At 44.2% G+C, this 21,298-nt stretch carries 22 protein-coding genes; 9 read left to right on the forward strand and 13 right to left on the reverse strand.

What is annotated here, in order from left to right:
* Window positions 1–104 precede the first annotated feature (104 nt).
* Complete coding sequence (locus tag N186_RS01480; protein WP_020962000.1) at window positions 105–1,022, reverse strand: metal ABC transporter substrate-binding protein; 918 nt, start codon at window positions 1,020–1,022, stop codon at window positions 105–107.
* A gap of 100 nt (window positions 1,023–1,122) precedes the next feature.
* Here N186_RS01480 and N186_RS01485 point away from each other — a divergent pair, with 100 nt between their 5' ends.
* Genes N186_RS01485 through N186_RS01495 form a run of 3 tightly spaced genes read left to right on the forward strand, consistent with a single transcriptional unit; the run spans window position 1,123 to window position 3,081 of the window.
* Window positions 1,123–1,884: a metal ABC transporter ATP-binding protein gene (locus N186_RS01485; protein ID WP_020962001.1), complete on the forward strand. Its 762-nt coding sequence runs from the start codon at window positions 1,123–1,125 to the stop codon at window positions 1,882–1,884.
* Window positions 1,871–2,695 (forward strand): metal ABC transporter permease, encoded by an 825-nt coding sequence (locus tag N186_RS01490; protein ID WP_020962002.1) that lies wholly within the window; start codon window positions 1,871–1,873, stop codon window positions 2,693–2,695. Before N186_RS01485 ends, N186_RS01490 begins: the two co-directional genes overlap by 14 nt.
* Window positions 2,692–3,081, forward strand: coding sequence for a CopG family ribbon-helix-helix protein (locus N186_RS01495; RefSeq protein WP_020962003.1), 390 nt, complete (start codon window positions 2,692–2,694; stop codon window positions 3,079–3,081). Before N186_RS01490 ends, N186_RS01495 begins: the two co-directional genes overlap by 4 nt.
* A 3-nt stretch (window positions 3,082–3,084) precedes the next feature.
* Here N186_RS01495 and N186_RS01500 read toward each other — a convergent pair whose 3' ends face one another.
* The 3 genes from N186_RS01500 to N186_RS01510 are packed head-to-tail and all read right to left on the reverse strand — an operon-like array spanning window position 3,085 to window position 5,095.
* Window positions 3,085–3,678 (reverse strand): tRNA(Phe) 7-((3-amino-3-carboxypropyl)-4-demethylwyosine(37)-N(4))-methyltransferase, encoded by a 594-nt coding sequence (locus tag N186_RS01500; RefSeq protein ID WP_148681958.1) that lies wholly within the window; start codon window positions 3,676–3,678, stop codon window positions 3,085–3,087.
* Window positions 3,675–4,406 (reverse strand): purine-nucleoside phosphorylase, encoded by a 732-nt coding sequence (locus N186_RS01505; protein WP_148681959.1) that lies wholly within the window; start codon window positions 4,404–4,406, stop codon window positions 3,675–3,677. The genes N186_RS01500 and N186_RS01505 overlap by 4 nt, the downstream gene beginning before the upstream one ends.
* Window positions 4,403–5,095, reverse strand: coding sequence for a metallophosphoesterase family protein (locus N186_RS01510; RefSeq protein ID WP_187147037.1), 693 nt, complete (start codon window positions 5,093–5,095; stop codon window positions 4,403–4,405). The genes N186_RS01505 and N186_RS01510 overlap by 4 nt, the downstream gene beginning before the upstream one ends.
* Before the next feature lie 69 nt (window positions 5,096–5,164).
* Between N186_RS01510 and N186_RS01515 the strand changes: the two genes are divergently transcribed.
* Together N186_RS01515 and N186_RS01520 are read left to right on the forward strand one after the other, a co-directional pair.
* Window positions 5,165–5,818 (forward strand): hypothetical protein, encoded by a 654-nt coding sequence (locus N186_RS01515; protein WP_020962007.1) that lies wholly within the window; start codon window positions 5,165–5,167, stop codon window positions 5,816–5,818.
* Window positions 5,706–6,659: a M1 family metallopeptidase gene (locus N186_RS01520; protein ID WP_148681960.1), complete on the forward strand. Its 954-nt coding sequence runs from the start codon at window positions 5,706–5,708 to the stop codon at window positions 6,657–6,659. The genes N186_RS01515 and N186_RS01520 overlap by 113 nt, the downstream gene beginning before the upstream one ends.
* Window positions 6,660–6,683: 24 nt before the next feature.
* On the opposite strand, the gene N186_RS01525 is transcribed toward N186_RS01520, so the two are convergent.
* Window positions 6,684–6,923: a ferredoxin gene (locus N186_RS01525; RefSeq protein WP_020962009.1), complete on the reverse strand. Its 240-nt coding sequence runs from the start codon at window positions 6,921–6,923 to the stop codon at window positions 6,684–6,686.
* Between the two features lie 221 nt (window positions 6,924–7,144).
* Between N186_RS01525 and ileS the strand changes: the two genes are divergently transcribed.
* The gene (ileS, locus tag N186_RS01530; RefSeq protein ID WP_020962010.1) at window positions 7,145–10,330 is read left to right on the forward strand and encodes an isoleucine--tRNA ligase; all 3,186 of its coding nucleotides are present in this window, start codon (window positions 7,145–7,147) and stop codon (window positions 10,328–10,330) included.
* On the opposite strand, the gene N186_RS01535 is transcribed toward ileS, so the two are convergent.
* The gene (locus N186_RS01535; protein WP_020962011.1) at window positions 10,327–11,037 is read right to left on the reverse strand and encodes a DUF72 domain-containing protein; all 711 of its coding nucleotides are present in this window, start codon (window positions 11,035–11,037) and stop codon (window positions 10,327–10,329) included. The two genes, ileS and N186_RS01535, sit on opposite strands and share 4 nt — an antisense overlap.
* Before the next feature lie 50 nt (window positions 11,038–11,087).
* On the opposite strand from N186_RS01535, the gene N186_RS01540 reads away from it, so the two are divergent.
* Both N186_RS01540 and N186_RS01545 read left to right on the forward strand, forming a co-directional pair.
* Window positions 11,088–12,818, forward strand: a complete 1,731-nt coding sequence (locus N186_RS01540; protein WP_020962012.1) for a carboxypeptidase regulatory-like domain-containing protein — start codon at window positions 11,088–11,090, stop codon at window positions 12,816–12,818.
* A 40-nt stretch (window positions 12,819–12,858) separates the two neighbouring features.
* Window positions 12,859–14,082 carry an urease accessory protein UreH domain-containing protein gene (locus N186_RS01545; RefSeq protein WP_020962013.1) on the forward strand — a complete coding sequence of 408 codons (1,224 nt, stop codon included), beginning with the start codon at window positions 12,859–12,861 and terminating at the stop codon, window positions 14,080–14,082.
* On the opposite strand, the gene N186_RS01550 is transcribed toward N186_RS01545, so the two are convergent.
* The 4 genes from N186_RS01550 to N186_RS01565 all read right to left on the reverse strand — a co-directional run bounded on the left by N186_RS01550 (window position 14,065) and on the right by N186_RS01565 (window position 18,126).
* A complete protein-coding gene (locus tag N186_RS01550) occupies window positions 14,065–14,346 on the reverse strand; it encodes a hypothetical protein (protein WP_020962014.1) in 282 nt (93 codons plus the stop codon). The two genes, N186_RS01545 and N186_RS01550, sit on opposite strands and share 18 nt — an antisense overlap.
* Entirely contained in the window at window positions 14,339–15,877 is a 1,539-nt protein-coding gene (locus tag N186_RS01555) for a glycoside hydrolase family 57 protein (RefSeq protein ID WP_020962015.1), read from the reverse strand. The genes N186_RS01550 and N186_RS01555 overlap by 8 nt, the downstream gene beginning before the upstream one ends.
* A 74-nt stretch (window positions 15,878–15,951) precedes the next feature.
* Window positions 15,952–16,482 carry an inorganic diphosphatase gene (ppa, locus tag N186_RS01560; protein ID WP_020962016.1) on the reverse strand — a complete coding sequence of 177 codons (531 nt, stop codon included), beginning with the start codon at window positions 16,480–16,482 and terminating at the stop codon, window positions 15,952–15,954.
* A gap of 69 nt (window positions 16,483–16,551) precedes the next feature.
* Window positions 16,552–18,126, reverse strand: a complete 1,575-nt coding sequence (locus N186_RS01565) for a GTPBP1 family GTP-binding protein (RefSeq protein ID WP_020962017.1) — start codon at window positions 18,124–18,126, stop codon at window positions 16,552–16,554.
* A gap of 110 nt (window positions 18,127–18,236) precedes the next feature.
* On the opposite strand from N186_RS01565, the gene N186_RS01570 reads away from it, so the two are divergent.
* Window positions 18,237–19,394: a DUF72 domain-containing protein gene (locus N186_RS01570; RefSeq protein ID WP_020962018.1), complete on the forward strand. Its 1,158-nt coding sequence runs from the start codon at window positions 18,237–18,239 to the stop codon at window positions 19,392–19,394.
* Here the strand turns inward: N186_RS01570 and N186_RS01575 are convergent.
* The 3 genes from N186_RS01575 to N186_RS01585 all read right to left on the reverse strand — a co-directional run bounded on the left by N186_RS01575 (window position 19,391) and on the right by N186_RS01585 (window position 21,270).
* Window positions 19,391–19,981: a DUF429 domain-containing protein gene (locus tag N186_RS01575; RefSeq protein ID WP_020962019.1), complete on the reverse strand. Its 591-nt coding sequence runs from the start codon at window positions 19,979–19,981 to the stop codon at window positions 19,391–19,393. The two genes, N186_RS01570 and N186_RS01575, sit on opposite strands and share 4 nt — an antisense overlap.
* Window positions 19,982–20,024: 43 nt before the next feature.
* Complete coding sequence (gene dcd, locus N186_RS01580; protein WP_020962020.1) at window positions 20,025–20,540, reverse strand: dCTP deaminase; 516 nt, start codon at window positions 20,538–20,540, stop codon at window positions 20,025–20,027.
* A 76-nt stretch (window positions 20,541–20,616) separates the two neighbouring features.
* Entirely contained in the window at window positions 20,617–21,270 is a 654-nt protein-coding gene (locus tag N186_RS01585; RefSeq protein ID WP_020962021.1) for an endonuclease III domain-containing protein, read from the reverse strand.
* Window positions 21,271–21,298 lie beyond the last annotated feature (28 nt).

Here is a 21,298-nt window from a genome sequence, read left to right on the forward strand (position 1 = left end):
TCGCGGGTCAGATGTCCCAATGCCTTCAGCACCTGCTAAGCAGTTCCAGCGGTCTTCATCCCCACTAATAAAAACATTCAACTGATAAATTTAGTTTTCCAGGGCTATGCTCTTATCTGTGAAATACTGTCGACTACCGTCTTGATTTTCTGGAGAGTACTTTCAGGACTTGTTGGACTAGGTACAAGTAGTAGTGGTATATTGGTTTGAGACGAAAGCTCCTTGAGCTTCTCACCTAGGCTGGAAGCTAAGACATCGTCAGTGGCCACGATGAAAGAGGCCTTCCCTTTGTCTAATAGGTCCTTTGCTTGTGCAATGTCCTGGGGGGTTGCAGGGAGATCATGCTCCTTTATTAGGAGAAAAGATACGTTGATCCCCATCCAGTTTACCGCGTATTGGACAACTGGCGACGCGCCGATGGCATTGACTTTTAGTCTAGGAGCCTTCTGTATGATTGCCGTAATGTTGCTTTCCAAGATAGATTCCTTGGTTTTGTAAGTGTCCCTACATTCTGGCCTAAGATTAGCGAAAACGTTGCTTAGAGTCTTTATGTAGATGAGGTAGTTTGCGGGGTCATAGATTGGCCAATGATAGTTTGGGTTTCCCGTGGCGGGATTCCTGAGAATTTTTATACCATCTATGCTTGGTATCTCCACTAGTTTGGCCTTTATCTCCCCATTCCTTACAAGTTCAGCTATTTTCGTTTCAAAGGGTGCATGAGCTGTTGAAATGATAATGTCTGCTTCCTTCAATTTAGCTACATCTGCAGGTGTTAACTGGTATTCGTGGGGGTCGACACCAGAAGGCGTAATTGAAAATACCACGTCGCCTGTGCAGGTCAGTAGATCTATATCTGGCTTCAAGGAGTAAAACGTTACAGCTATTTTTAAACCATGAGTAGGAGCTGTCGTTGGATTATTCATATACAGATATGCTAGGAGGCCCGCGACTATGACTATTGCTATAACTACTAACAAGATTGATTTAGATGTGTGCACATTTTTAGTATTGTCTCTGCTCATATGTGCACAATTAGAAAACCTCCATATAAATATTTCCTCTTTTCTCGCATGTGTTCCGCAAAATTAATATAATTGTGCATAGTAATTAAGGTGGTACTCTATGAGTAATGTGCACAGCCCATCGCTAGTAGTAGAAAATGTGACTTTTCACTATGACGAAGATGACAAAATCCTCGAAAATGAAAATCTAGCAGTCCACGGCCCAGGGCTTGTTACAATACTGGGACCTAATGGTTCAGGCAAAACAACATTTTTCAAAGTCATACTAGGACTTCTTAAACCACAGACGGGAAAAATCTTTCTCAATGGAGAAGAAGTGACAGGAAACCCAGTGAAAGCCGGAAGACACGCAGCATTGGTTCCGCAGTTGACAGCAGTGAGGAGAGACTTGCCTGTTACAGGTGCAGAGATAATCGAGTTTGTTCTCAGAAGTAGGAGGCAGTGTTCAGGTAAGTCTTGCAAGGAGAAACTTAGAGAACTTGTGGAAATTGTAGGAGCTGAGAACTATTATAAAAAGAAGTTAAGCGAAATGAGCGGAGGCCAGTTGCAGAGAATACTGATTGCAAGGGCCCTTGCAACTGGTTCAAGCATACTGTTATTGGATGAGCCTTTTTCTGGTATCGATCCAGGCGGCAGGGAATATATCGTGGATTTTTTAAGGAAGACTTCTAGAGAAAAACTGATTCTCCTAACCACTCATGATCCGGTATTGACTATTAACTCTAGCAAAATGATAGTGATATTTAATAAGGGGGTCAAGGCTTATGGCTCTCCCGACCAAATATTCACTTTAGACTTATTGAGAAAGGCCTATGGTTCAAGTGTCCTGATGATCGAGAGATGCCTCCATGTCGTGGGCTGAGGTGGTCTGGATGTACTTTGACCCACGTTGGCTTATAGTGATACTTGGTAGCGCCATATCTTTCAGCGTTCTTAGTCCAATTATCTATGCCAGGAAACTCAACTTTTTTGCTTCCACGCTTCCTCATTCCTCGCTTTTAGCCGTTACAATCGGCTATATGCTTGGCTTTTTGACTGGAACCCATCCGGTCTTGTGGGCAGTGCCTGTAAGCATTGTTCTGTCTCTGTTCCTTGTTGCCATTATTCATCGGGGTGTAAGCGAAGATAGTGCAACTTCGGTCTTTGTCGGTTTCTCTGTCTCTGCAAGCGTTGCGGCAATGTATTATATCTTAACAAATTTTCCTGCACAGACTAGTCTATGGTCCTATATCCTAGGCGACCCTCTGCTTGTCTCCTGGGAGGATACACTTCTCACTCTAGCAGTATGCATTCTAATAATCTTGATAGTGCTACCTATTTACATGAAGGAGATAGTTATTGGGCAGGACAGGGACGTGGCCCAAGTGCTAGGAATAAACGTCAAGCTTCACGATTACCTAGTCATCTTAACCCTAACCGTTGCATCAGTCACCATGCTTAAAACAGTTGGATTTGTAATTGAACACGTTGCTTTCCTAATGCCGGCGGTCATTGCCGCTGGTATCGCAAAGGACGCAAAAATGTTCCTAGTATACAGTGTCCTTGTCTCCGCTTTTGCTGGAATACTTTCTTTACTTTTGTCTATCTGGCTTAATCTAGCTCCATCAGCAGTATATGGCCTCCTCCTGGTAGGAATTTACTCAATCCTGCTTATGAGAAGGGGGTCAGAATGAGCAGAAAGGAAAGGTTTGGAGTCTCTATGGATAAAGAACTCTTCGAGGAGTTGACAGATCTTTGCAGAGCCCTCAAAACTGACCGTTCACACATTGTGAACATGGCTACAAGGTACTTTATCCTTGAGAAGTTTCACTATGCGAAGCCGCATCAATGCGAGGGCGTAATGATTATGGGTTATCACCATGAAAAAGGCGAGGAGGTCAATAGCATAGTAGAAAAATACAGAGAGTTAATTCTCGGCAGGAGCCATTTCCACACTATGGACGATAATTGCTTGGAGGTTCTCTTTGTACGAGGGGATTCTGAAAGAATTTTCTCGCTTGAAAAAGAGGTCGAGAATTATTGTGTAATGTGTAGATATATTCCTAGCCACAAACCATAACTATTATTTGCAGACATCCATTAATTCCTTTTCTAGCCTGTGAAGCCTCTCCTTGCCCCTTGTAAGCATGAAGTTAGCTATATCTACGAGCGTCGGAAGCTTCTCGAGGTCGATTATGTTCTCGCCCTGGTATCTTAGCGGAACTTCCAGCTTCTCCATGGACATTATTTCCACTACTATTCTCTTGCCGAGACCCTGTATGCCGCTATGCTTAAATCCAGTGTTCCGTGCGGTAACTACCAGCTTCCAGGCAACCTTCAGGTTTTTTGCTACAATGTGGAAGATCGGTGGATGAACCGAGAGCCAGAGAGATGGATAGTCACAATTTGCGAGGACAAAGTTTAGCTCCTCTGTGCTTATTGTCCTGTGCCATTTAGCTATCACCAATATTTCTCCTTTTGCTCCTGGATACTGACCAGCTGACAATTGTATTCTCCCGCTACAACTGGACGTCGTATAACAGTTGCTAGTGGAGTTGACTTTTTTCAAGAAGTCTACTATGTCTTGATCTACGCGTCCCTCCTGAAGATGTATCTCAAATTGCTTCAGTGCTTTGGAGCGATAATATTCCCACTTATCATCCAGTCTGGTTTTCATATTTGTAGCCTTCTTAGAGCCTCCAGCCCAGCTTTCATCATTTTTAGCTCTAGTTCTTCTCTGCCTTCGGTCAGTTCGCTACCACTAATCATGTTGTCAACGATTAGGGCCATTGCCCCCGTCTTTAAGCCGCGATACCTTCCAATCGTAAACAGTGCCGCAGACTCCATCTCCAAAAAATCTATGCCGAGCTTTCCCCATCTGGATGCGTTTTCCTCGACTTTGTGAAAGGCATCATGCGACAATGCAACTCCCCTATGATACTCGAGGCCCATTTCTCCCAAAACCTCAACTATCTTTAGTGTGACCTCTGGCGTGGCGTAGGCAGGCATAGAGACCTCTCCAAAATATTGCCTTAAAGTGCCACTATTCTCATATGCTGAAGCCTCTATCACTGCTATTTTTCCAGACTCGGCTTCAGGCGACAACCCGCCACACGTGCCAGCCCTTATAACAATCTTTGCACCCAACATTGCAAGCTCTTCAAAAACGATGGCGGCCGAGGGGGCGCCTATACCGTGGCATGCTAGAGTTATTTTTTCTCCCTTATATGTTCCAGTGATTACTGGGAAACCTCTATGCCTGCTTACGAGTACGGGATCTTCTAGTAGCGAGGACGCGATCTCTATGCGGTCGGGGTCTCCAGCTACAAGCACTTTAGGAGAGAGTTGTTCAGGCCTGGCCTTCAAGTGATAAACTCGTTTCGAAAGCGGATTCCTAAAACTCATAAGTAGTCAACCACATGGAGCTTTAAACCCTTTTCGCCAATGACTAAGACCACAGGTTTAGATCTACGCCAGTAAGGCAGATTTTTAAACCAATGTTTTTTCCACGAGCCAAGATTTACTATTTTTTCCTTGTCATCCACACCATATATATGCGTATGACCAGCCACAAGCCACCCTGATTCAAGCCTAATTTTTTCTCGGAACTTCCTCTCTAGGAATAGGTTTTGACCGAGAATCTTTGCAAGATAATTTATGATGAATGCGAGTGCGCCACTCCTGATAATTATATCGCCATGGATGACTACGACTTTACCTTTAGAGGTATAGAGCGGAGTTATTTGTCTAGCTACAAACAAGGTTTTTCCGCTAGTGGTCTTCACAATTAATTTGTCAAGTATCGGGTCGTGTGAGCTCCCACTTAGAACTATTATTGTTTTCGCGGGTAGACTCTCGATGCTACAAATTTTGCCAAACTCTTTGAAAAAAAGTTCAGCATCGGCCGCCTCGTGGAAATCGTCGAAAAGGTCCCCGGCAACAACTAGGCATTCGGTGCCTAGCTTAGAGGCAGTCCTAGCTATGGCTTCTAGCTGGGGACACTTTGAGCCTTTTTTACAATGCATATCAGAAGTCATAAGGGCACTTCTACATGAAATTAGGTCTCCTGTCTTTCTATGGTTGTCACCTTCCATATTAACAGCCTCTATAGGAATGCGTGACATTTATTATGCGAGGCTGTCTTTTAAAATCTTAGATGAGACATGAAGGCAAAAATTAGCATATTCATTATTGCACTCTTTGCCTTCGCTTTCCTCGAACCGCTACTCACTGCTCAGCCAGCAGGAAACAAGGTAGAGCTGTCTGCATACATAGATGTTTCAAGCGATGGCAATGCAACTGTAAAGATAGCAATACAATACAAGGGCAGAGCCACATTTTTCATGACTTTGCCAAAGTTTCAGCCAGTATACCTCTGCAACGAGACAGGTATTGGCAAGCTTAATATACAGAACGAAACCTCCTCGGCCTATTTCTACTACAACTCAACAATTACAATAAACGACGATAACCCTGGACGACTCGTATTATGCTATTCATTCCCAAGCGCCGTTCTAATGGCCGGCACGCGTGGCTGGTTTATGTCTCCTCTCTTGTGGACCAACCTCGACAAAGTAAGCGTCTACGTTAGTTTGCCCATGGCAAAGAAAATCACATATGAAAGCCCAGTTTCGACATCAATTTCGGGAAATTATAGGGTTTTATACCCTTTCGGCCGGGATTCCTCAAGACATAGGAAACAGGGTGACAATAGAGTTCGACCTCAAGGAAAACGTCAAGGAAAACATATTGCAGGAAAAGACCCCGCAGACAATTATAACTGTGAGGTATCCAGTCTTCTACAGGAACATTGCTGAAAACACGCTGAAAACTGCTATAAAAAGTATCCAGTACTTAAACAACTTGACGGGAGTCACGCCGAGAAACGTCACACTTGTATTTTATCTTCCAGAGAAAAAGATGGGCGGCATATATGCACTGGGCTTCGTACTTGGCGAGGACGTGAATGCTGGTGGTAAGGGCCCAATATATCTGAATCTTGCATTGACAAGGTATGCGCCCGGGTATATGGAGACAACAATTATACACGAGCTTGTACATGTTTACCTTGGGATAGTTGGAGTAGAAGCTAACGATGCTACAAGGTGGTTCCATGAGGGCATGGCACAGTACCTCTCAATAAAGATAGCAGAAGCCATCGGAATAAACGTGTCTGAATATAAGAACGACATGTACAATTCTTCTAAAGCGTTATACTACTATACAGGAGGAAAATTTGGATTCATCCAGAAGTGGCCTTCAGACGACGTAAGTGAGCAGGAAGCCTATCTCGCAAGCTTTTACATCATAGCCAATATCTCAGACAGCCATGGAGGATTATCCTACGCTCAGAGAGTATTCTCAGAATTAAGAAAACACCCCGTATCTACGAGTAGCGATATTGTAATTGTCCTAAGCCAAGCAGCAGGAAGAAACCTAGCGCCATTTTTCAGAAGCCTAGGTTTCAGCAACATCCAAGACTGGTCACCTACGCCAAGTGCTGGAAACACCGTGACAACAAAGGATACACCCACACTGAGTAGCTACATGTCTCTTATAGTAGCCCTAGGGCTCAGCCTCTTAATATTTCTCGTCGTATACTACGGGAATTTTGAAATCAACCAGAAACTGAAAATGGGCATCTTTGAGATGCTTTAAAAAAGAAAACAAAAGAGAAAATATTTATTCGACTTTTTCTACCTTTATAATTGAGACTGGGCAGGCTTCTGCCGCGCTTTTGACACAGTCTTCTAGTTCTACGGGTACTTCTCCCTCGCCGAGGTTTCCGCCCACACGGTATTTGGCAACAATGGCACTTTTTCCATCGTTTTCGTTCATTTCGAAGACTTCTGGGCAAAGAGAAACACAGGCCATGTCGCTTATGCATTGATCCCTATCAATTGTTACCTTTAATTTGGCCATTTTTGTTCGCCGATAGATTCTTTTTTAAAGAAATATAAAATTTTTGCATATATCTCCTATGGGATAAAGTCTTGTAGAAAAGATTTATAAAAATGTACCTAAGTTGAGGAATGGGGGTGAATTTGCACCGCCAAATTATGTAATTCCCTGGAAGGGCGGATCCCCAACTAGACATTCTTTAGGCGAAAACATTTTGTATTCATTTTGTGGGGTGGAGTTGTATGATAAAAAGCTTAGAGCAGAAGTTTGATCCTAAAAGGTATGAAGAAGAGATACTTAGATTCTGGGACGAGAATAAAGTCTACAAGCAAATAAAAGAGAAAAACATGTCTTCGCCCAGAAAGTTCTATTTCCTTGACGGTCCCCCGTATCCATCGAGTAATGTTCCACATGTTGGAACGCTCTGGAACAAGATACTTAAAGACTCCATTGTCAGATATTATAGGGCGAGAGGCTATCGGGTTAACGACCAGCCCGGGTACGATTGTCACGGCCTGCCCATAGAGGTTCAGATAGAAAAGAGACTTGGATTTAAGACAAAAAAGGAAATAGAAGACTACGGCGTTGAAAGGTTCATCGAGGAGTGTAAGAATTTTGCAAAGAGAAACCTCGAAGAAATGAACCTGCACTTCAAGAATTTCGGAGTTTCTATGGACTGGGATAATCCCTACCTTACAATGAACAATGAATACATAGAGAGCGCGTGGTGGCTAGTCAAGAAGGCAGAAGAAAAGGGGTTACTCGACTATGGTTTAAAGGTTGTTCATTGGTGCCCAAGATGTGAAACCACTCTAGCAGACTACGAGGTGACCGAATACAAGGAGCTTGAAGATCCATCGATCTACGTAAAGTTCCCAGTTGCCGGCGAGAAAAACAAGTATCTCTTGATATGGACTACCACGCCTTGGACTCTGCCCGCAAACGTAGCAGTAATGGCTCATCCGGACCTGGAATACGTTTGGGTAGAAGTCAACGGCGAAGAATTGCTCATGCTATCTACACGGGTCAGTGAAGTGATGAAGGAAGCCGGGATTCAAAACTACAGAGTTGTGAAAAGCGTCAAGGGAAAAGACCTCGAGGGGTTAAAATATATTCATCCCCTAGAGGAGGAAGTAACAATACAGAAATTACTGAGAGACTACCATAGGGTAGTTCTGTCAAGCGAATATGTGACTTCTGAAGAGGGTACAGGGCTAGTTCATATGGCGACTGGCCATGGAGAAGAAGACTACAAGGTTGGAGTTGATCATGGATTTCCCGTTTTCTCTATTCTTGATGATAAAGGCGTAATGGTGAAGGATGCAGGAAAGTATGCTGGAATCTATCATCGAGACGCCAACAGCCTCATAGTGGAGGATCTAAAGAAGAAGGGTTACTTGTTCCATTATGGAACAATCAAGCACAGGTATCCCGTCTGTTGGAGATGCAAGACTCCGCTGGTTCTCAGAGCTACCCGGCAATGGTACATTAGGGTAACACAGCTTAAAGAAAAGTTCCTAGAGGAGGCATACAACGTTGACTGGGTTCCAAAGTGGGCTGGTTATTCGAGGTTTAAGAACTGGTTGCAGGGGCTCAGAGACTGGATTATCTCTAGGCAGAGGTATTGGGGGACACCTGCCCCTATATGGATATGTGATAAGTGCGGGCATAGGGTTGTAGTTGGCTCTAGGAAAGAGCTGGAGGGGCTTGCCGGCCAAAAGCTGGAGCTGAAGGATCTCCACAAGCCATGGGTTGACAGAATAACATTGAAGTGTCCCAAGTGTGGAGGAGAGATGCACAGGGTACCAGATGTCCTTGATGTTTGGCTCGACAGTGGAGTCGCTTTTTATGCGTCGCTGGGCTACCCTCGGAGACGCGAGCTTTTCGATTCATTAATGCCTGTAGACCTCATAATAGAGGGGCACGACCAGATAGCTGGATGGTTCTTCTCGACGCTTAGAAGTGGTCTGATAACTATTGACAAATGTCCCTACAAGAGAGTCTTGATGCATGGATTCGCGCTGGACGAGCAGGGTAGAGAGATGCATAAGTCGCTGGGAAACTATGTGGAGCCCCGGCAGATACTGGAATATGAATACGGCTCTAGAGACGTATTTAGATGGTTTGTACTGAAGAACACTATATGGGAAGACCTGAGGTTCTCTTGGGCTGGACTACAGGAGACATATTCCGATCTAAACATTCTCTGGAATGTTTACTACTTCGCAACCCTCTACATGAACCTTGACAATTACAGTGAAGAATCCCACGGCCTCGAAAAGTACCTCAATTCCTTAAAGCCTGAAGACCGATGGATACTTTCCAGGCTGGGCAAGCTTTATCTCTCATTTACTCAAAACTTTGAGAGCCTCAATATCCACAAAGCGGCCAGAGACCTTAGAGACTTTGTTGTCGAGGATCTTAGCCACTGGTACGTAAGGCTCGTCAGGCCCAGGGTATGGATCGAGGAGAGCGCTACAGAAAAATACTCTGCATACGCGACCCTCTATACAGTCCTCTTTAACCTCCTTATAATGGCTTCACCTATACTGCCTTTCACTACTGAGAAAATTTATCAGTCCTCTTTCTATAGTCCAGGGAAAACCATATCTATACACATGTACGAGTGGCCTAGCGGGCTAGACAAGTTCATTAATGAAGAACTAGAAACAGAGATGGAAAAAGTCAGGAACATAGTAGAGAGAGCCTTGTCGCTGAGGATGAAGAAGGGCATAAAAATAAGACAGCCTCTGCCGGCCCTCTATGTCTTCACATCTGACAGCCTTGTCGAGAAAGCCGTAAAGACCTTTGAACACGTGGTAGAGGCACAGGTTAATGTTAAGAGTATAAAGGTTCTCCCGCTAGAAGAGGTACAAAGTTACAGAAGAGTTGTTTTGGAGCCGGTATACAAGGAAATAGGTCCTGTATTTAAGGGTAAAGCCAAACAGATAGTCGAGAAACTTGCATCTATAAGTGATCCCTCTATTGCCGAGAAACTTTTAAAGGAAGGCCATATTGAGTTAGAAATAGACGGCGAAAAGGTGACTATACGCAAGGAAATGGTAAACGTGCTGGAAAACTGGAACGAGGGGTTCCTCGGCGAGAAAAATGACTTTGGATACATAGTCCTGGATTTAAGATTCAGTGAGCGCGAGCTCGCTGAGGGGCTTGCCAGAGATCTACTTAGACGTATACAGTTCATGCGTAAAGAGTTGTCCCTCCCAGTGGATGCCAACATTATAACTTATATGTGGGTTCCCAGCGAGGTCAAAAAATACGTTATCGAGTTTCAAGAGTACCTCCAAAATGAGTCTAGAAGCAAAAGCTTCTCGCTGGTCGATTCTCCAGAAAACGTTAGGGGCGAACTGGTTAGAGAATGGGAAGTCGGAGACCTGAGAGTCGTTATCGGTATTACGCGGGCCTCCTAGATCTTGACCCCTTTACTTGCAAATATTTCTATGAGTTTTCTCCCATCACCCAGCATGTCATGATTATTGTTGAAGAATATGTAGGCTTTTTCGGGAGCTACCTGGATAATTTTCTCTGCTACCTCTTCTAGTTCTTCATCGAGATAGCCGTAATTGTACCATGTTAGCCTGCCATGCATCCTGACATACACTATTCCATTGATTTTCACAACGCCGTCTGGTGGTAGTCCTTCGAAGATTGGAGAATCAGGAGTTACAAAGTGTATTCCTTTTTCTTCAAAAAATTCGTAGACCTCCTTGTTGAACCAGGACTCATGTCTAGGCTCTATAGCTACCTTGTGGGACATAGAGGAAAACCGCGACAGACGTTGTTTTGCCTCATTGTTGAATTGGAATGTTGGCGGCAATTGGAACAAGTAGAAATCAATTTTGTCTTCTAGCGGCTCAAAAACTGAGACAAACTTTTCCCAGGTCGGGATGGCTTTCTCGTTTAGCCTACGTAAATGTGTTATACTCCTATGAACCTTTATCGACCACCTTAGCCTTCCCGATTCTTCGCTCCACCTTTCAACTGCTGATTTTTGGGGGAAACTGTAGAAACTCATGTTAAGCTCTATAGCGTTGAAACCGCTCTCCCTAGAATACCACTCTAAGCCGTTAGGGTTCCAGTCATATTTCCATCCAGAGGTGCCAACGTACAGCAACATAGCCCGTAACTAATAATTACTAGAACAGTCAAATATAGTATGCGGTTCATATGTCTGGGGACAGCCTAAAAAAGCTTGTAGCCATAATCTTTGCTTTAACCTTGTTTCTCAGCCTCAGGACTGTGTATAGCCAGGGAAGTGTTTTCTTTTACGGGCAGGTGGTAGACGAAAATGGTTCACCAATAGGCTCTGCCCAGCTCACTGTTTACAGGGGAATCTACATAGTAACTTCAGCTACGACTAAAAATGATGGAAGCTTCTCCTTGTTTGTACAGCCGGGAAGCTACACTCTAGTCATATACAAGAAGGGATATTCTCCCTTGTATTATTCCTTCGAGGTTACGCCCGAGAAAGGCGGGAGTCTCGGACTCATAGTTTTAAAGAAGGGGGTAAGCGTAGTGCCAGAAGCCACATCCATCTCTGCCTCTCAGGGCGACAACGTTAGGATAAATTTGAGGATCTATAATTCTTGCCTCGACCCTCTACTCGTAAATTTCTCGTTCGTTGCTCCTAGAGACTGGGAAATAGCTCTGGTAGACTCTAAGGGTCTCGCTGTGAACAATGTATACCTGAATCCTGGAGAAAACAAGACGCTAACACTGGTAGCCAATGTCCCCTTGAATGCTACGGAGCTTTCCCTGGTGTCTCTCTATTATTACTGGGCGAATCTATCCTCAAGAATAGACTTTACTTTCAGGATAGCCCAGAAAAACTGGAAGTTCTTCAACGTACCGACCGCTGTGATCAAGGGCTTTCCAGGAGCACAGATCGCAATCCCGATAAATATCACAAGCCCACTAAGTAACGATATACCTGTCACGCTCTACCTCATAACTCCTCCAAACATAATAGCAACACTTGTAGACGAAAACGGTCTAGCCGTCCAGACAGTCATTGCAAAGCCGTCCATGCCAAGAAGGCTTCAGCTCATCCTATATGTTTCACCCAACGCCCAGCTCTCCACATACACCATAAAACTTGTTGCAAAAACAAGCTTTGCCCAACAAATCGAAAACATACAAGTTGATGTAGAAAGCTCCTACGACTTGTTAAAGATAAACGTAAATGCCGCATCGCTGAATGCAACCTCTGGGTCAACATTATCGCTAAAGTTTATCCTAGAAAACGATGGAAACATGCCCACCGTCGCACTTGTAAAGGCCTCCGCTAACTCGCCCCTGATACGCGTATACATCTCTACCTCGGGGGAAAACCTGGCTTCTATATACCTTATGCCTGGAGAGAAAAAGACACTATCGCTTGTTATTGAGCTTGACACCCTTCTTCCTCCAGGCGTCTACCTTCTCACCTTAAGTGCGAATGGGACAACAAGTACTGCTACTCAAGGAATAACGATAGTGGTCTCTGGAACAAGGAGGCTAGAAGTCTTAACTACCAACTTTAAAGTTACAGGTAGGCCCGGATCTGTAGCTACATTTAAATTAGTGCTGGCCAATAAGGGAACTGTAACACTCAAGGATGTTGTTTTGCAGGTCGACTCTCCAAGCAAGGATATTAGTGTAAGCTTTAACCCGACGCGCCTCTCTTTGCCGCCGAATTCAACTGCCAGCTTTGACTTGTCAATATACATTTCTCAAAATGTAACTGAGGGAATGTACAATATACCCCTCACAATTATTGCTGGAGAAATAAAGACAAACAGGATCATAGTCCTAGAGGTAACGGCGGAACAGGGACTAAGCTATCCACTTATGGCTGTAGGCATTTTCGTAACAAGCCTAGCAGTTGTATATTATTCAAATAAGAGACAGCGGAAATAAGAAGGGACCATATTTGGGCAACGTAGCTCAATATTTCTTAATGTTCTTCTTAGGGCTGCAGACAGCTCTGACGCCATGCTACTTGCCCGTATTCCCTGTGTTCCTTGCGTTGTCAACTAGGAAAAACGCAAAGACGTGGCAGACAGGCATATTTTTTAGCGTGGGAGTTGTTCTTAGCTTTATCTTGTACGGGGTTCTACTCGTAGTCGGAGGAGGTATTATCAGGATTTTCTTGACAAGTCTAAATCAACAATTTGTAAATATTGCTCTGGGCATAGTCCTAATAGCGCTAGGAATATCATTGCTGACCCCGTTAAGAGAATTTTTTACAGTGCTACCCTCGGCTACACCTGTAAGCAAGATATCTGGGCGCCTAGACTCACTTTTCTTTGGCTTCTTTTTCAGCCTAGCTGCAGCCCCCTGTGCAGCTGCATTGATGACGGCGGCGCTTTCACAGGTGCTTTTATATGCATTGACAAGTCTATTCGAGCCCTTGCTTCTTATGTTGCTCTATGGTTTGGGTACAGCCACGCCTTTCCTAGTTATCGGTGTTTTAGGTGATCTAGTGAAGACATTCTACAGAGGAAAATCGTTAAGAAACTTCTTTTTGAAACATAGCGAAACAATTAGTGGAGGACTTTTGATAATTTTTGGAGTTTTCTCGATCTATACTATTGAAAACTTTGACGTAATTCTTCCAGTAGTGTCTAGGAGCCTTCTTCCTGTGCTAGAAATCTTCCTCTTTACTGCAATTATTTACTATGCTTATTCACAGCTAAAGGTAGGTTTTTATCTTGAGGCAACCGAGCTGACACTAGGGGGTGCTGGCTTTTTGCTCGCCTCTTTTACATTGATTAACCTCGACTACTTGGACGCCATTATTAGAGGTCCTCCATCCGATAAAATATCGTTTCTTTTGGACATAATTGGAACCCTCGGGAAAATTTTCCTATTGGCAAGTTTCAGCCTGTTAGCGGTAAAGACACGGTTCCTAGAGGTGGTTCCCATTGGTATCCCCCTCAAAACAGGCATAGATGCTTTACTCTTTTTTACCATGCTTCCAATCACCAAGAGGGATAAAGAAACACGGTTCCTACTATTATTTGTTCTCTACCTGTTTTTAAAAGACGTTGCGATGCTCCTCCCTGACTATATTTACGTTCTAAGTGCTGTTTTTGCTATTGAGAGCAGCCTCGGCGTATTTCTGGCTGGAAGAAAACTATCCACAAAATATACTGTTCTAAAACTATACCAAGAGGTCTAGCATTTGTCTCAATACGTAACTGTTTTTATTGAGCCTGTACGATATCGGATTCTCATCGACAATTTCCAGGATACCGAGCGAGACAAAACGCTGTAAAATTGGACGCGCGTGGCTAACCAGTGCTTCTTTTTCGACTCGGTAGCGCGTAAATGTTTCTTCGGGGTTTTTAAGGAAAAGTGCAAGGATTCTAAGCGTAGACCTGGCCTCTGGGAATAGTTCGCCTAGATATTCAAGAAAGTTTCCAAGCTTTATCAGTTCAGCCAAAGAGCTCGGCCCTCCTGTTCTCGAGGACGCTTAGAAGCTGTTTTCTAATTTCCTCGGGGCTTGCTACGTTTATTTCTCTAATTTTTCTGGCAAGCTCTACGTCGCCTACAACATATTCAATCCAGTTTGCGAAATCCTGCAGGGACTGGTGGTGAACTATGGTTTCTGGGGGCACTTCGCGTAGTGCCTCAATGAATGAAAACATGTTCCATGCCTGTTTTCCTAGGGGTTTTCCCGGACCCGCATAGAAGTAGAACTTGTTTTCGTCTGGGAGGCTTCGCATCCACGCGTATCTCATAAGTGCTTTTTTATCGTTTTCCAATGCGAGGAGCGTCCTTGTCTCGAGGTCTCCTATAGCCTCTGAGAAGAGCATGTGGGCTTCATACGGGTTTTTATATGGACTAAAATAGGAGTGAACGTCGCCTGGCCCCCCGCCTTTAGTTGACATGTAGTAGAAGTGGTCGCTTATAGATAGTAGTCTCCAAAGCCTTTCATAGCCAGGGTTGCGTAGAGCCTTTATCTGTAGCCAGAGATCTCTCAGCCTGTTAAAAGCGTCCTGTTGCATAAAATTGCCGATCCATGCAGATAGGTCTCTCTCGAGGTCTGCCCATGAAATCGTCATGTGTTCTGGAACGTCTATCTCGTCTCTCGGCTGTAGATGCTCCGCTACCTCTGTAGGCGTTGAAATAGTTAGGTTTTCCCATTTTAGTATTTCGCCTGGAAGCCACCTTAGGAACTCAAATATACCTGTCTCGGCGGGGAAGTGTTCTCCAAAGGTTTCATAGTCGATGGCTATTAGTATGACGTCGCCAGGTGTCGCCGCTAGCCATGCCGAGTATTTTTCAGCGGTAAGTGGATACTCATTCCACCATGTAGAGCCAAAGCGGAAGCCTATGTCGTCCGACAGCCTGTAGTTCCTCATTAGGACACGTATATTGCAGTTCTTTGCCTTGTATAGGTAATTGGGGCTCCTCCAGCCAAGTATTCTTTCGACGCCTTCCGTTAATACAACTTTGTATCCAAGCCTGTCAAAGAGGCAACCAACATAGTTGTTGTAAATGAACTCTGTGTTTTCTATAGCTCTGGGCTCGTAATTTAGCTCTTTCTTGATAAGCCTCCTGTGCTCGTTGACCTGATATATAAACTCTTCTTCTGCCACTAGAAAAGCCAAACTATGATAATATGTTTGGTCTAAGAACTCAACCAGCCCTGTCGAGGCAAGCTGTCTAAAGCTTTCAACAAGCTCTGGGAACCATCTAGAAGCCTGCTCCAAGAGGACGCCAGACACGCTATAGGCTACTTTGAATTTTTTCCCAGAGTCCTTGAAGTACTCGATCTGCTGCTTTATTGTATAGTTTGCAGGCAAATAGCATCTCTTCGCAACCCTCTCAAAAACATACCTGTTTAGATCCTCATCAAAGTATATTTTTTCTAGGTCTTCTGGGGTCAATCTTCCCTTTCTTATGAGGTTGCTTAGGAGAAGAGATTTAATGTTTCTGCGGAGCCTATACGGCTGGTGAACTTCAAACATAAATACGATATGCTTCAATCTTCCACCAAGTTTTATAATAGAAAATAAAAATTTATAGATGTTGCGTGGAAGCCCTACTTTTGGGACTTATTGTACCTATCGATTGCTTTTTGTATGGCTTCGAGGGCAGCTTCGCGTCCTTTCCAGTTCCTGACTTTGACCCATTTCCCCTTCTCTAGCTCCTTGTAGTGCTCAAAGAAGTGTTTAATACGCTCTTTCACTACATCGTCTACATCGTTGATGTCCTTTATTTTTGCAAACCTGTTGTCTATTTTTTCGTGGGGCACAGCTATGATTTTGCTGTCGGGTCCATTTTCGTCTTCCATCTCGAGGAGACCTATTGGTCTAGCGCGGACGACACTTCCGGGAGCCACTGAGTCGTAGCTGAGTAAAACCACGTCTACTGGGTCGCCGTCCTCTTCTAGCGTCTTGGGGACAAAGCCATAGTTAAAGGGGAAGACCATGCTCGTGAAAAGAACCCTGTCGACAAATATCATCCCGCTTTCCTTGTCGAGCTCGTACTTTATGTTGCTCCCAAGGGGGATCTCAACGACAACATAAATGTCTTCTGGAGGGTTTTTCCCTGGGGGAATATTCAGAGGCATTTTCTCACCAATGGATACAATCTCTGGAAGACTTTAAAAAATGTTGTGTTAGATCATGACAGGCGTAAATTAGTCAATTAGCCTTGTTATCCGTCCTATTGCTCTCGTCCTAGAATCTCTCAGTATTATCCTTGTGTCGGTTTCCAGGTACCAGGGATGGTAGAGAAACCTTAGCCTAACAATCCCCGAATCCCCTGTCCTCATGGGTTCAAGGCTCATATAAATAAACATTACTGGGCTCCTAATCGAGTGGGCATGTAAAACTGTCTGGTATCCTCTTCTAATAGTCGTAGGGTGTTTTAGCACGACGATGTGTGCCTCGAACTCCCATACAGGCTTTAACTCTTGCTGAGTTACTACAAGCCCTTTCTCCAGCTCCTCATAGCTTATTCCAGAAATTGCTAGAGTAGCTTCTTCGCCAGCCTTAGCTTTGGACGCTACAGTCCTGTTTATGTGAATGGATTTTACACGTATCTTTTTCCATGAAGAATCCTGAAGGGGTCCGATGTACACCTCGTCGTCTTCTTTGATTACTCCCCTTTCAATTGTTACAGCCACTACGGGTCCAACGCCTTTCACATCGTATACATCGCTAACATATGCTAGAAGTGGCTTGTCGATGTTCTCGTTCCACCTGAGCCTGGGTGGTAGAAGGTTTAAAAACTCTGTTAAGATGCTTAGTCCTTCGCCTGTTGTGTTTGATATTAGAAATATTGGGACGACGCGTCCACTCGGCATTAATTCGACTAGCCTGTACACATCCCCTAAAGTCTTTACGACGACAGGCTTTCTGTCTACCCTCCTGAGAGTTTCAACCGTATCAATGAGGGTGGCTTCTAGAACCTTTTTATCCACCAAATCTATTTTTGTCAACACGATGAAGACTGGGATACGTAGGGCAAGTCCTACGCCTAGATGTTCCCTCCCCATCACCTGTAAACCAGAATTAGCGGCGACAACAAGCATTATGTAGTCTGGTAGACGCGCCATTACTCCCCTAAGCGCAGTTCTCAGATACCTTTCGTGCCCTCCAACATCTACAAAGTAGACAACCTTCTTAGAAGACAAATATATCTGTGCTTCATCTAGTGGGTTTGGAAGGTTCCAGTTTATTGGCCGGCCGTCCATGTCGAATCCAAGCAGTCTTACAACAACGGAGGAAGTTCTACCCGTGACTATTTCATGTTCGAACCTTGCAATTTTTCTCATGCTTCTTCCTCTTCCATCATCAAGTTCACCCGTGCAGAGGGTACCTATCGTTGTGCTTTTCCCCGCGTCCACGTTCCCCATAACAGCTATCGTTGTCTGAACAGGTGGAGACTCCTCCCTGCCTACCCGCACGAGAACTCTAACTAGACTCCTGTTTCCGACTGGGGCTTTCTCGAGGACTCTTATTTTTGCCCCTATTTTTCCTGCAACGTCGTCTAATATTTGGAGGGTTTCTTCTTCCTCTTGTGGCGTCAAACCAATTGGTGTCCCATCATCGTCAAACCCAAGAAGATATATTGCCTCGCCCCCGCCCTCAAACAGCCTGTAACGCATCTGTGAAGCTAGATTCTCTATTCTTTCTGGGTTGTTACACGAGAGCCTAGACTTGTACTCGATGGCTCCCGTCTCATTTTCTTTTGGAAGTTTAGAGGACATTGCTTGCCACTATCTCGAAAATAGAAACTACAATGAATCTAATTAGGCTTTTGTCTTATATGCTTAAAAATATAAATAGTCTCCCAGCGATAGTATAGTCTAGATGCAAATTGCTTTACCCAAGAATTCTAATAGGGACATCTGGCTGGGACTACGATGACTGGCTAGATATATTCTATGAGACAGATAGAGGAATGTTCACTTATTATACAAGGTACTTCAGCACAGTAGAAATAAACTCTTCTTTCTATACTCTCCTAAGCGAGAAGTTCTATAAGGGGCTGTCCGAGTCCTCGCCAAGCGAGTTCTTGTTTTCTCTAAAAATGTATAGAGGAGTAACGCATAAACACATGCTTAACCCCAAGCTTATAGGCGACGAGTTCGACGCTTTCTTCAAATCTATTGCGCCGCTTAAAGAGGCAAAAAAGCTCGGAGCCATACTTATACAGATGCCTCCAGTACCAAGGGAAAAAGTACCCTGGTTCGATTCTTTCCTGGATTTATTACCGAAGGGCTACAGATATGCTGTAGAGTTCAGGGACCCCTCTTGGCTTGAAAAAGACATTTACAAGACACTAGAAGAACGGGGAATCGCCTATACAGTCGTAGATGAACCATTATTGCCTCCACTGATTCTGAAAACTTCAAACTTTCTCTACATTAGGTGGCATGGCAGGGGAGAAAGCCCCTGGTATTATTATCACTATTCAATCGAAGAGCTCAGCGAGTGGGCGAAGAGACTCCAAGACTTTCTCAGCAGAGAAAACGTAGACCTTATTCTAGGATACTTCAATAACCACTTCAGAGGATTTGCTCCCCACAACGCCTTGCAAATGATGACATTACTTGGGATTACGAATAGGAGGCAAAGAGAAAAGCTTCAAGAAATGGATAAATACTTTAAGTCTCTGCCTCAGAAGGTTTTAAAAAGCCTTAGAGAAATTGTTGCAAAGGGAGACCTTGAGGGTGCTCTCGTGTTTCTCGCCGGTGAGAAGAGGTTTGAACGTTCCAAAGAAATAAGTGATGAGAATGTGAGTTTTAAGATCAAGGGCGAAAGTATTGTAGCAACAGTAAAGAACTACAGGGTTGAAATAGACGTTAAGAACAGGAGAATTTTTCATGACTGTGAGGATTGGAAAAAGTCCGCCGAGTCGAAACGCTTCTGCAAGCACCTCGTCAAGCTTTTTCTAAAAATGCCACGCGATATTTCCCTCAAAATCCTTGAGGACATCGCCGGCAATATTGATGACTGGAGCTTCGAATATTAGCCTTTTATTTGCAAGAGTGCTTCCTTCAGGGATGGGCTTGCTAACACAAGCCTACATCCGTCACTAGAGGAAACTAAAATGTATTCTTCTTTCTTATAGGCAAAGACCGTGAGGGCTGCCGTAACTGCATCCAAGAGGTCTCCATCTCTTGATTCTGGGAACCTTAAGCCCAAACGCCTCAAACCCAGGTAGAGTTTCTCTCGGCTTTTATTTTTCCTTGGAAGACCAAGCATGTCCTGTGTGCCCCCGGGATATATCTCTATGACTTCGTACCCTCTTTTTTCTAGTTCGCTTCTAAGCTGTATAGCCCTAAGCGTTAGTGACCTCATACCTTCAAACAGGGGTGAAAAAGCCCTTATACCAAGCCTCCGCAAGGCCTTTTCACAGAGCCTATAGTATCCTTTCTGTGGAAACGAGAGAGGAGCATCTATACCTACAGCTTCTGGGGAATATTCTTCAACTTTTTCCACCAATTCGTCGTCATGCTTGAAAAAGCCAGTTACACACGTAAGGTCTTCGTAGAGAACAGCATATGCAGACTTCTTTTTAAGTGACGCAGACAAGTCTACTCCAAAAAAGGTCTTCATAAATGGAGAATTGGTCAGCATGCAAAAATAAGTTTAGCTGGCGCTATTTTGGAAGAGTTACTCCCCTTTGTCCCTGGTATCTGCCCTTGTATGGAACTGGCTCCCCAACAAGCTTATAGAAGGCTACATGGGCGAATCTTTGTCCTTTTCTCAGGATTATTGGGAAAGCTCCTCCATGTATCTCAATTGTCACCTGGCCTTCGAAGCCTGCGTCTATTAATGTTGGAGGGACAGAGACTCCGAGCCGGGCGAAGGTGCTCCTGACACCTATTAGTGCACCTACGTCTTCGGGCATCTTGATGTATTCAAGCGTGGTGACGAGAACCTTCATATAGGGCTGTAACACGAAGTTGTCTGCCTTGAAGATTTTATAGTACTGGGAGAGATCTATTTCCCTGAGTTTTTCTGGGTCTATTGGCTCTGGATTATTAAGAAGAATTGCTATTTCATCTCCTATACGAAGATCGACGCCGTTTTCGCGGACAATTTCCTCGCTGTAGGGTTCAATCTTGAGCTTGCCCTCTTTTATCAGCTTCTTTATCTCGGCTCCTGAAAGCATGGCTCTTCACATCGTGGTTAAAACAGACCTCGAATTTCAAGGTTTTCGTTAAAACCGAAGGGTGACGAAACAGTACTCACTTTTGAGGCTTGTTTTTGTAGTAGCAACATAGAGCTGACACAGGACAAACATTGCACTTGGGATTTCTTGGCAGGCAAAAGGTTCTCCCGAGCTTTATCAAGTAGAGGTGCGCCTCTAGACGTTTTTCTGGCGAGAAAACTTTGTGTAGGTGTGCTTGCATTTTTTCGTAGCTACCTGGTGGCGCTAGACCTATTCTAATTGATGTTCTCTTTACGTGGGTGTCTATTGGTAAAACGGGGTAGCCATAGTTTGCAAGGAGAACGTCTATTGTTTTTGAGCCTATTCCGCGAATTTTTCCCAGTTCCTCCTTTACTTTTTCTGGTCCCTGTTTAAGGAGCAATTCTATCTGGCAACCATAGTTTTCCATGAGAAACAATGCTAATGATTTTATGGCTTGGGATTTCTGCGCATAGAGCCCTGCAGGTTTAATGGCTTCTGCTATTTTCTGCACGTCTGTCTGTGAAAGCTTGGCGCACTCTACGCCGATACGGCGTTCAAGCTCGCCGAAGGCTCTGTATGTGTTTTTTTCGTTGGTGTTTTGGGAAATTATTGTAGCTATTAGTGTCCTGAAGTAGTCCTTTGTCTGGGCCAGCTCGTAAGCGATAAAGTCTCCCTGCTCAATCCTTAGTTCTTGTTTAAGCTTTTCCAACAGTCTATCTCCAACTTCGGGCTCATCA

Origin of the sequence: Thermofilum adornatum (genome assembly GCF_000446015.1) — an archaeon.
GTDB lineage: Archaea > Thermoproteota > Thermoprotei > Thermofilales > Thermofilaceae > Thermofilum > Thermofilum adornatum.

Bases quoted from the DNA above. Each gene is read 5' to 3' on its own strand.
- ppa (WP_020962016.1), bottom strand. From the start codon at position 16,482: ATGCCTCTGAATATTCCCCCAGGGAAAAACCCTCCAGAAGACATTTAT.
- N186_RS01480 (WP_020962000.1), bottom strand. From the start codon at position 1,022: ATGAGCAGAGACAATACTAAAAATGTGCACACATCTAAATCAATCTTG.
- N186_RS01495 (WP_020962003.1), top strand. From the start codon at position 2,692: ATGAGCAGAAAGGAAAGGTTTGGAGTCTCTATGGATAAAGAACTCTTC.
- N186_RS01510 (WP_187147037.1), bottom strand. From the start codon at position 5,095: ATGGAAGGTGACAACCATAGAAAGACAGGAGACCTAATTTCATGTAGA.
- N186_RS01565 (WP_020962017.1), bottom strand. From the start codon at position 18,126: ATGTCCTCTAAACTTCCAAAAGAAAATGAGACGGGAGCCATCGAGTAC.
- N186_RS01575 (WP_020962019.1), bottom strand. From the start codon at position 19,981: ATGAAGACCTTTTTTGGAGTAGACTTGTCTGCGTCACTTAAAAAGAAG.
- ileS (WP_020962010.1), top strand. From the start codon at position 7,145: ATGATAAAAAGCTTAGAGCAGAAGTTTGATCCTAAAAGGTATGAAGAA.
- N186_RS01545 (WP_020962013.1), top strand. From the start codon at position 12,859: ATGTTCTTCTTAGGGCTGCAGACAGCTCTGACGCCATGCTACTTGCCC.
- N186_RS01490 (WP_020962002.1), top strand. From the start codon at position 1,871: ATGTCGTGGGCTGAGGTGGTCTGGATGTACTTTGACCCACGTTGGCTT.
- N186_RS01500 (WP_148681958.1), bottom strand. From the start codon at position 3,678: ATGAAAACCAGACTGGATGATAAGTGGGAATATTATCGCTCCAAAGCA.
- N186_RS01525 (WP_020962009.1), bottom strand. From the start codon at position 6,923: ATGGCCAAATTAAAGGTAACAATTGATAGGGATCAATGCATAAGCGAC.
- N186_RS01555 (WP_020962015.1), bottom strand. From the start codon at position 15,877: ATGTTTGAAGTTCACCAGCCGTATAGGCTCCGCAGAAACATTAAATCT.
- N186_RS01535 (WP_020962011.1), bottom strand. From the start codon at position 11,037: ATGTTGCTGTACGTTGGCACCTCTGGATGGAAATATGACTGGAACCCT.
- dcd (WP_020962020.1), bottom strand. From the start codon at position 20,540: ATGCTTTCAGGAGCCGAGATAAAGAAGCTGATAAAAGAGGGCAAGCTC.
- N186_RS01485 (WP_020962001.1), top strand. From the start codon at position 1,123: ATGAGTAATGTGCACAGCCCATCGCTAGTAGTAGAAAATGTGACTTTT.
- N186_RS01515 (WP_020962007.1), top strand. From the start codon at position 5,165: ATGAAGGCAAAAATTAGCATATTCATTATTGCACTCTTTGCCTTCGCT.
- N186_RS01540 (WP_020962012.1), top strand. From the start codon at position 11,088: ATGTCTGGGGACAGCCTAAAAAAGCTTGTAGCCATAATCTTTGCTTTA.
- N186_RS01505 (WP_148681959.1), bottom strand. From the start codon at position 4,406: ATGAGTTTTAGGAATCCGCTTTCGAAACGAGTTTATCACTTGAAGGCC.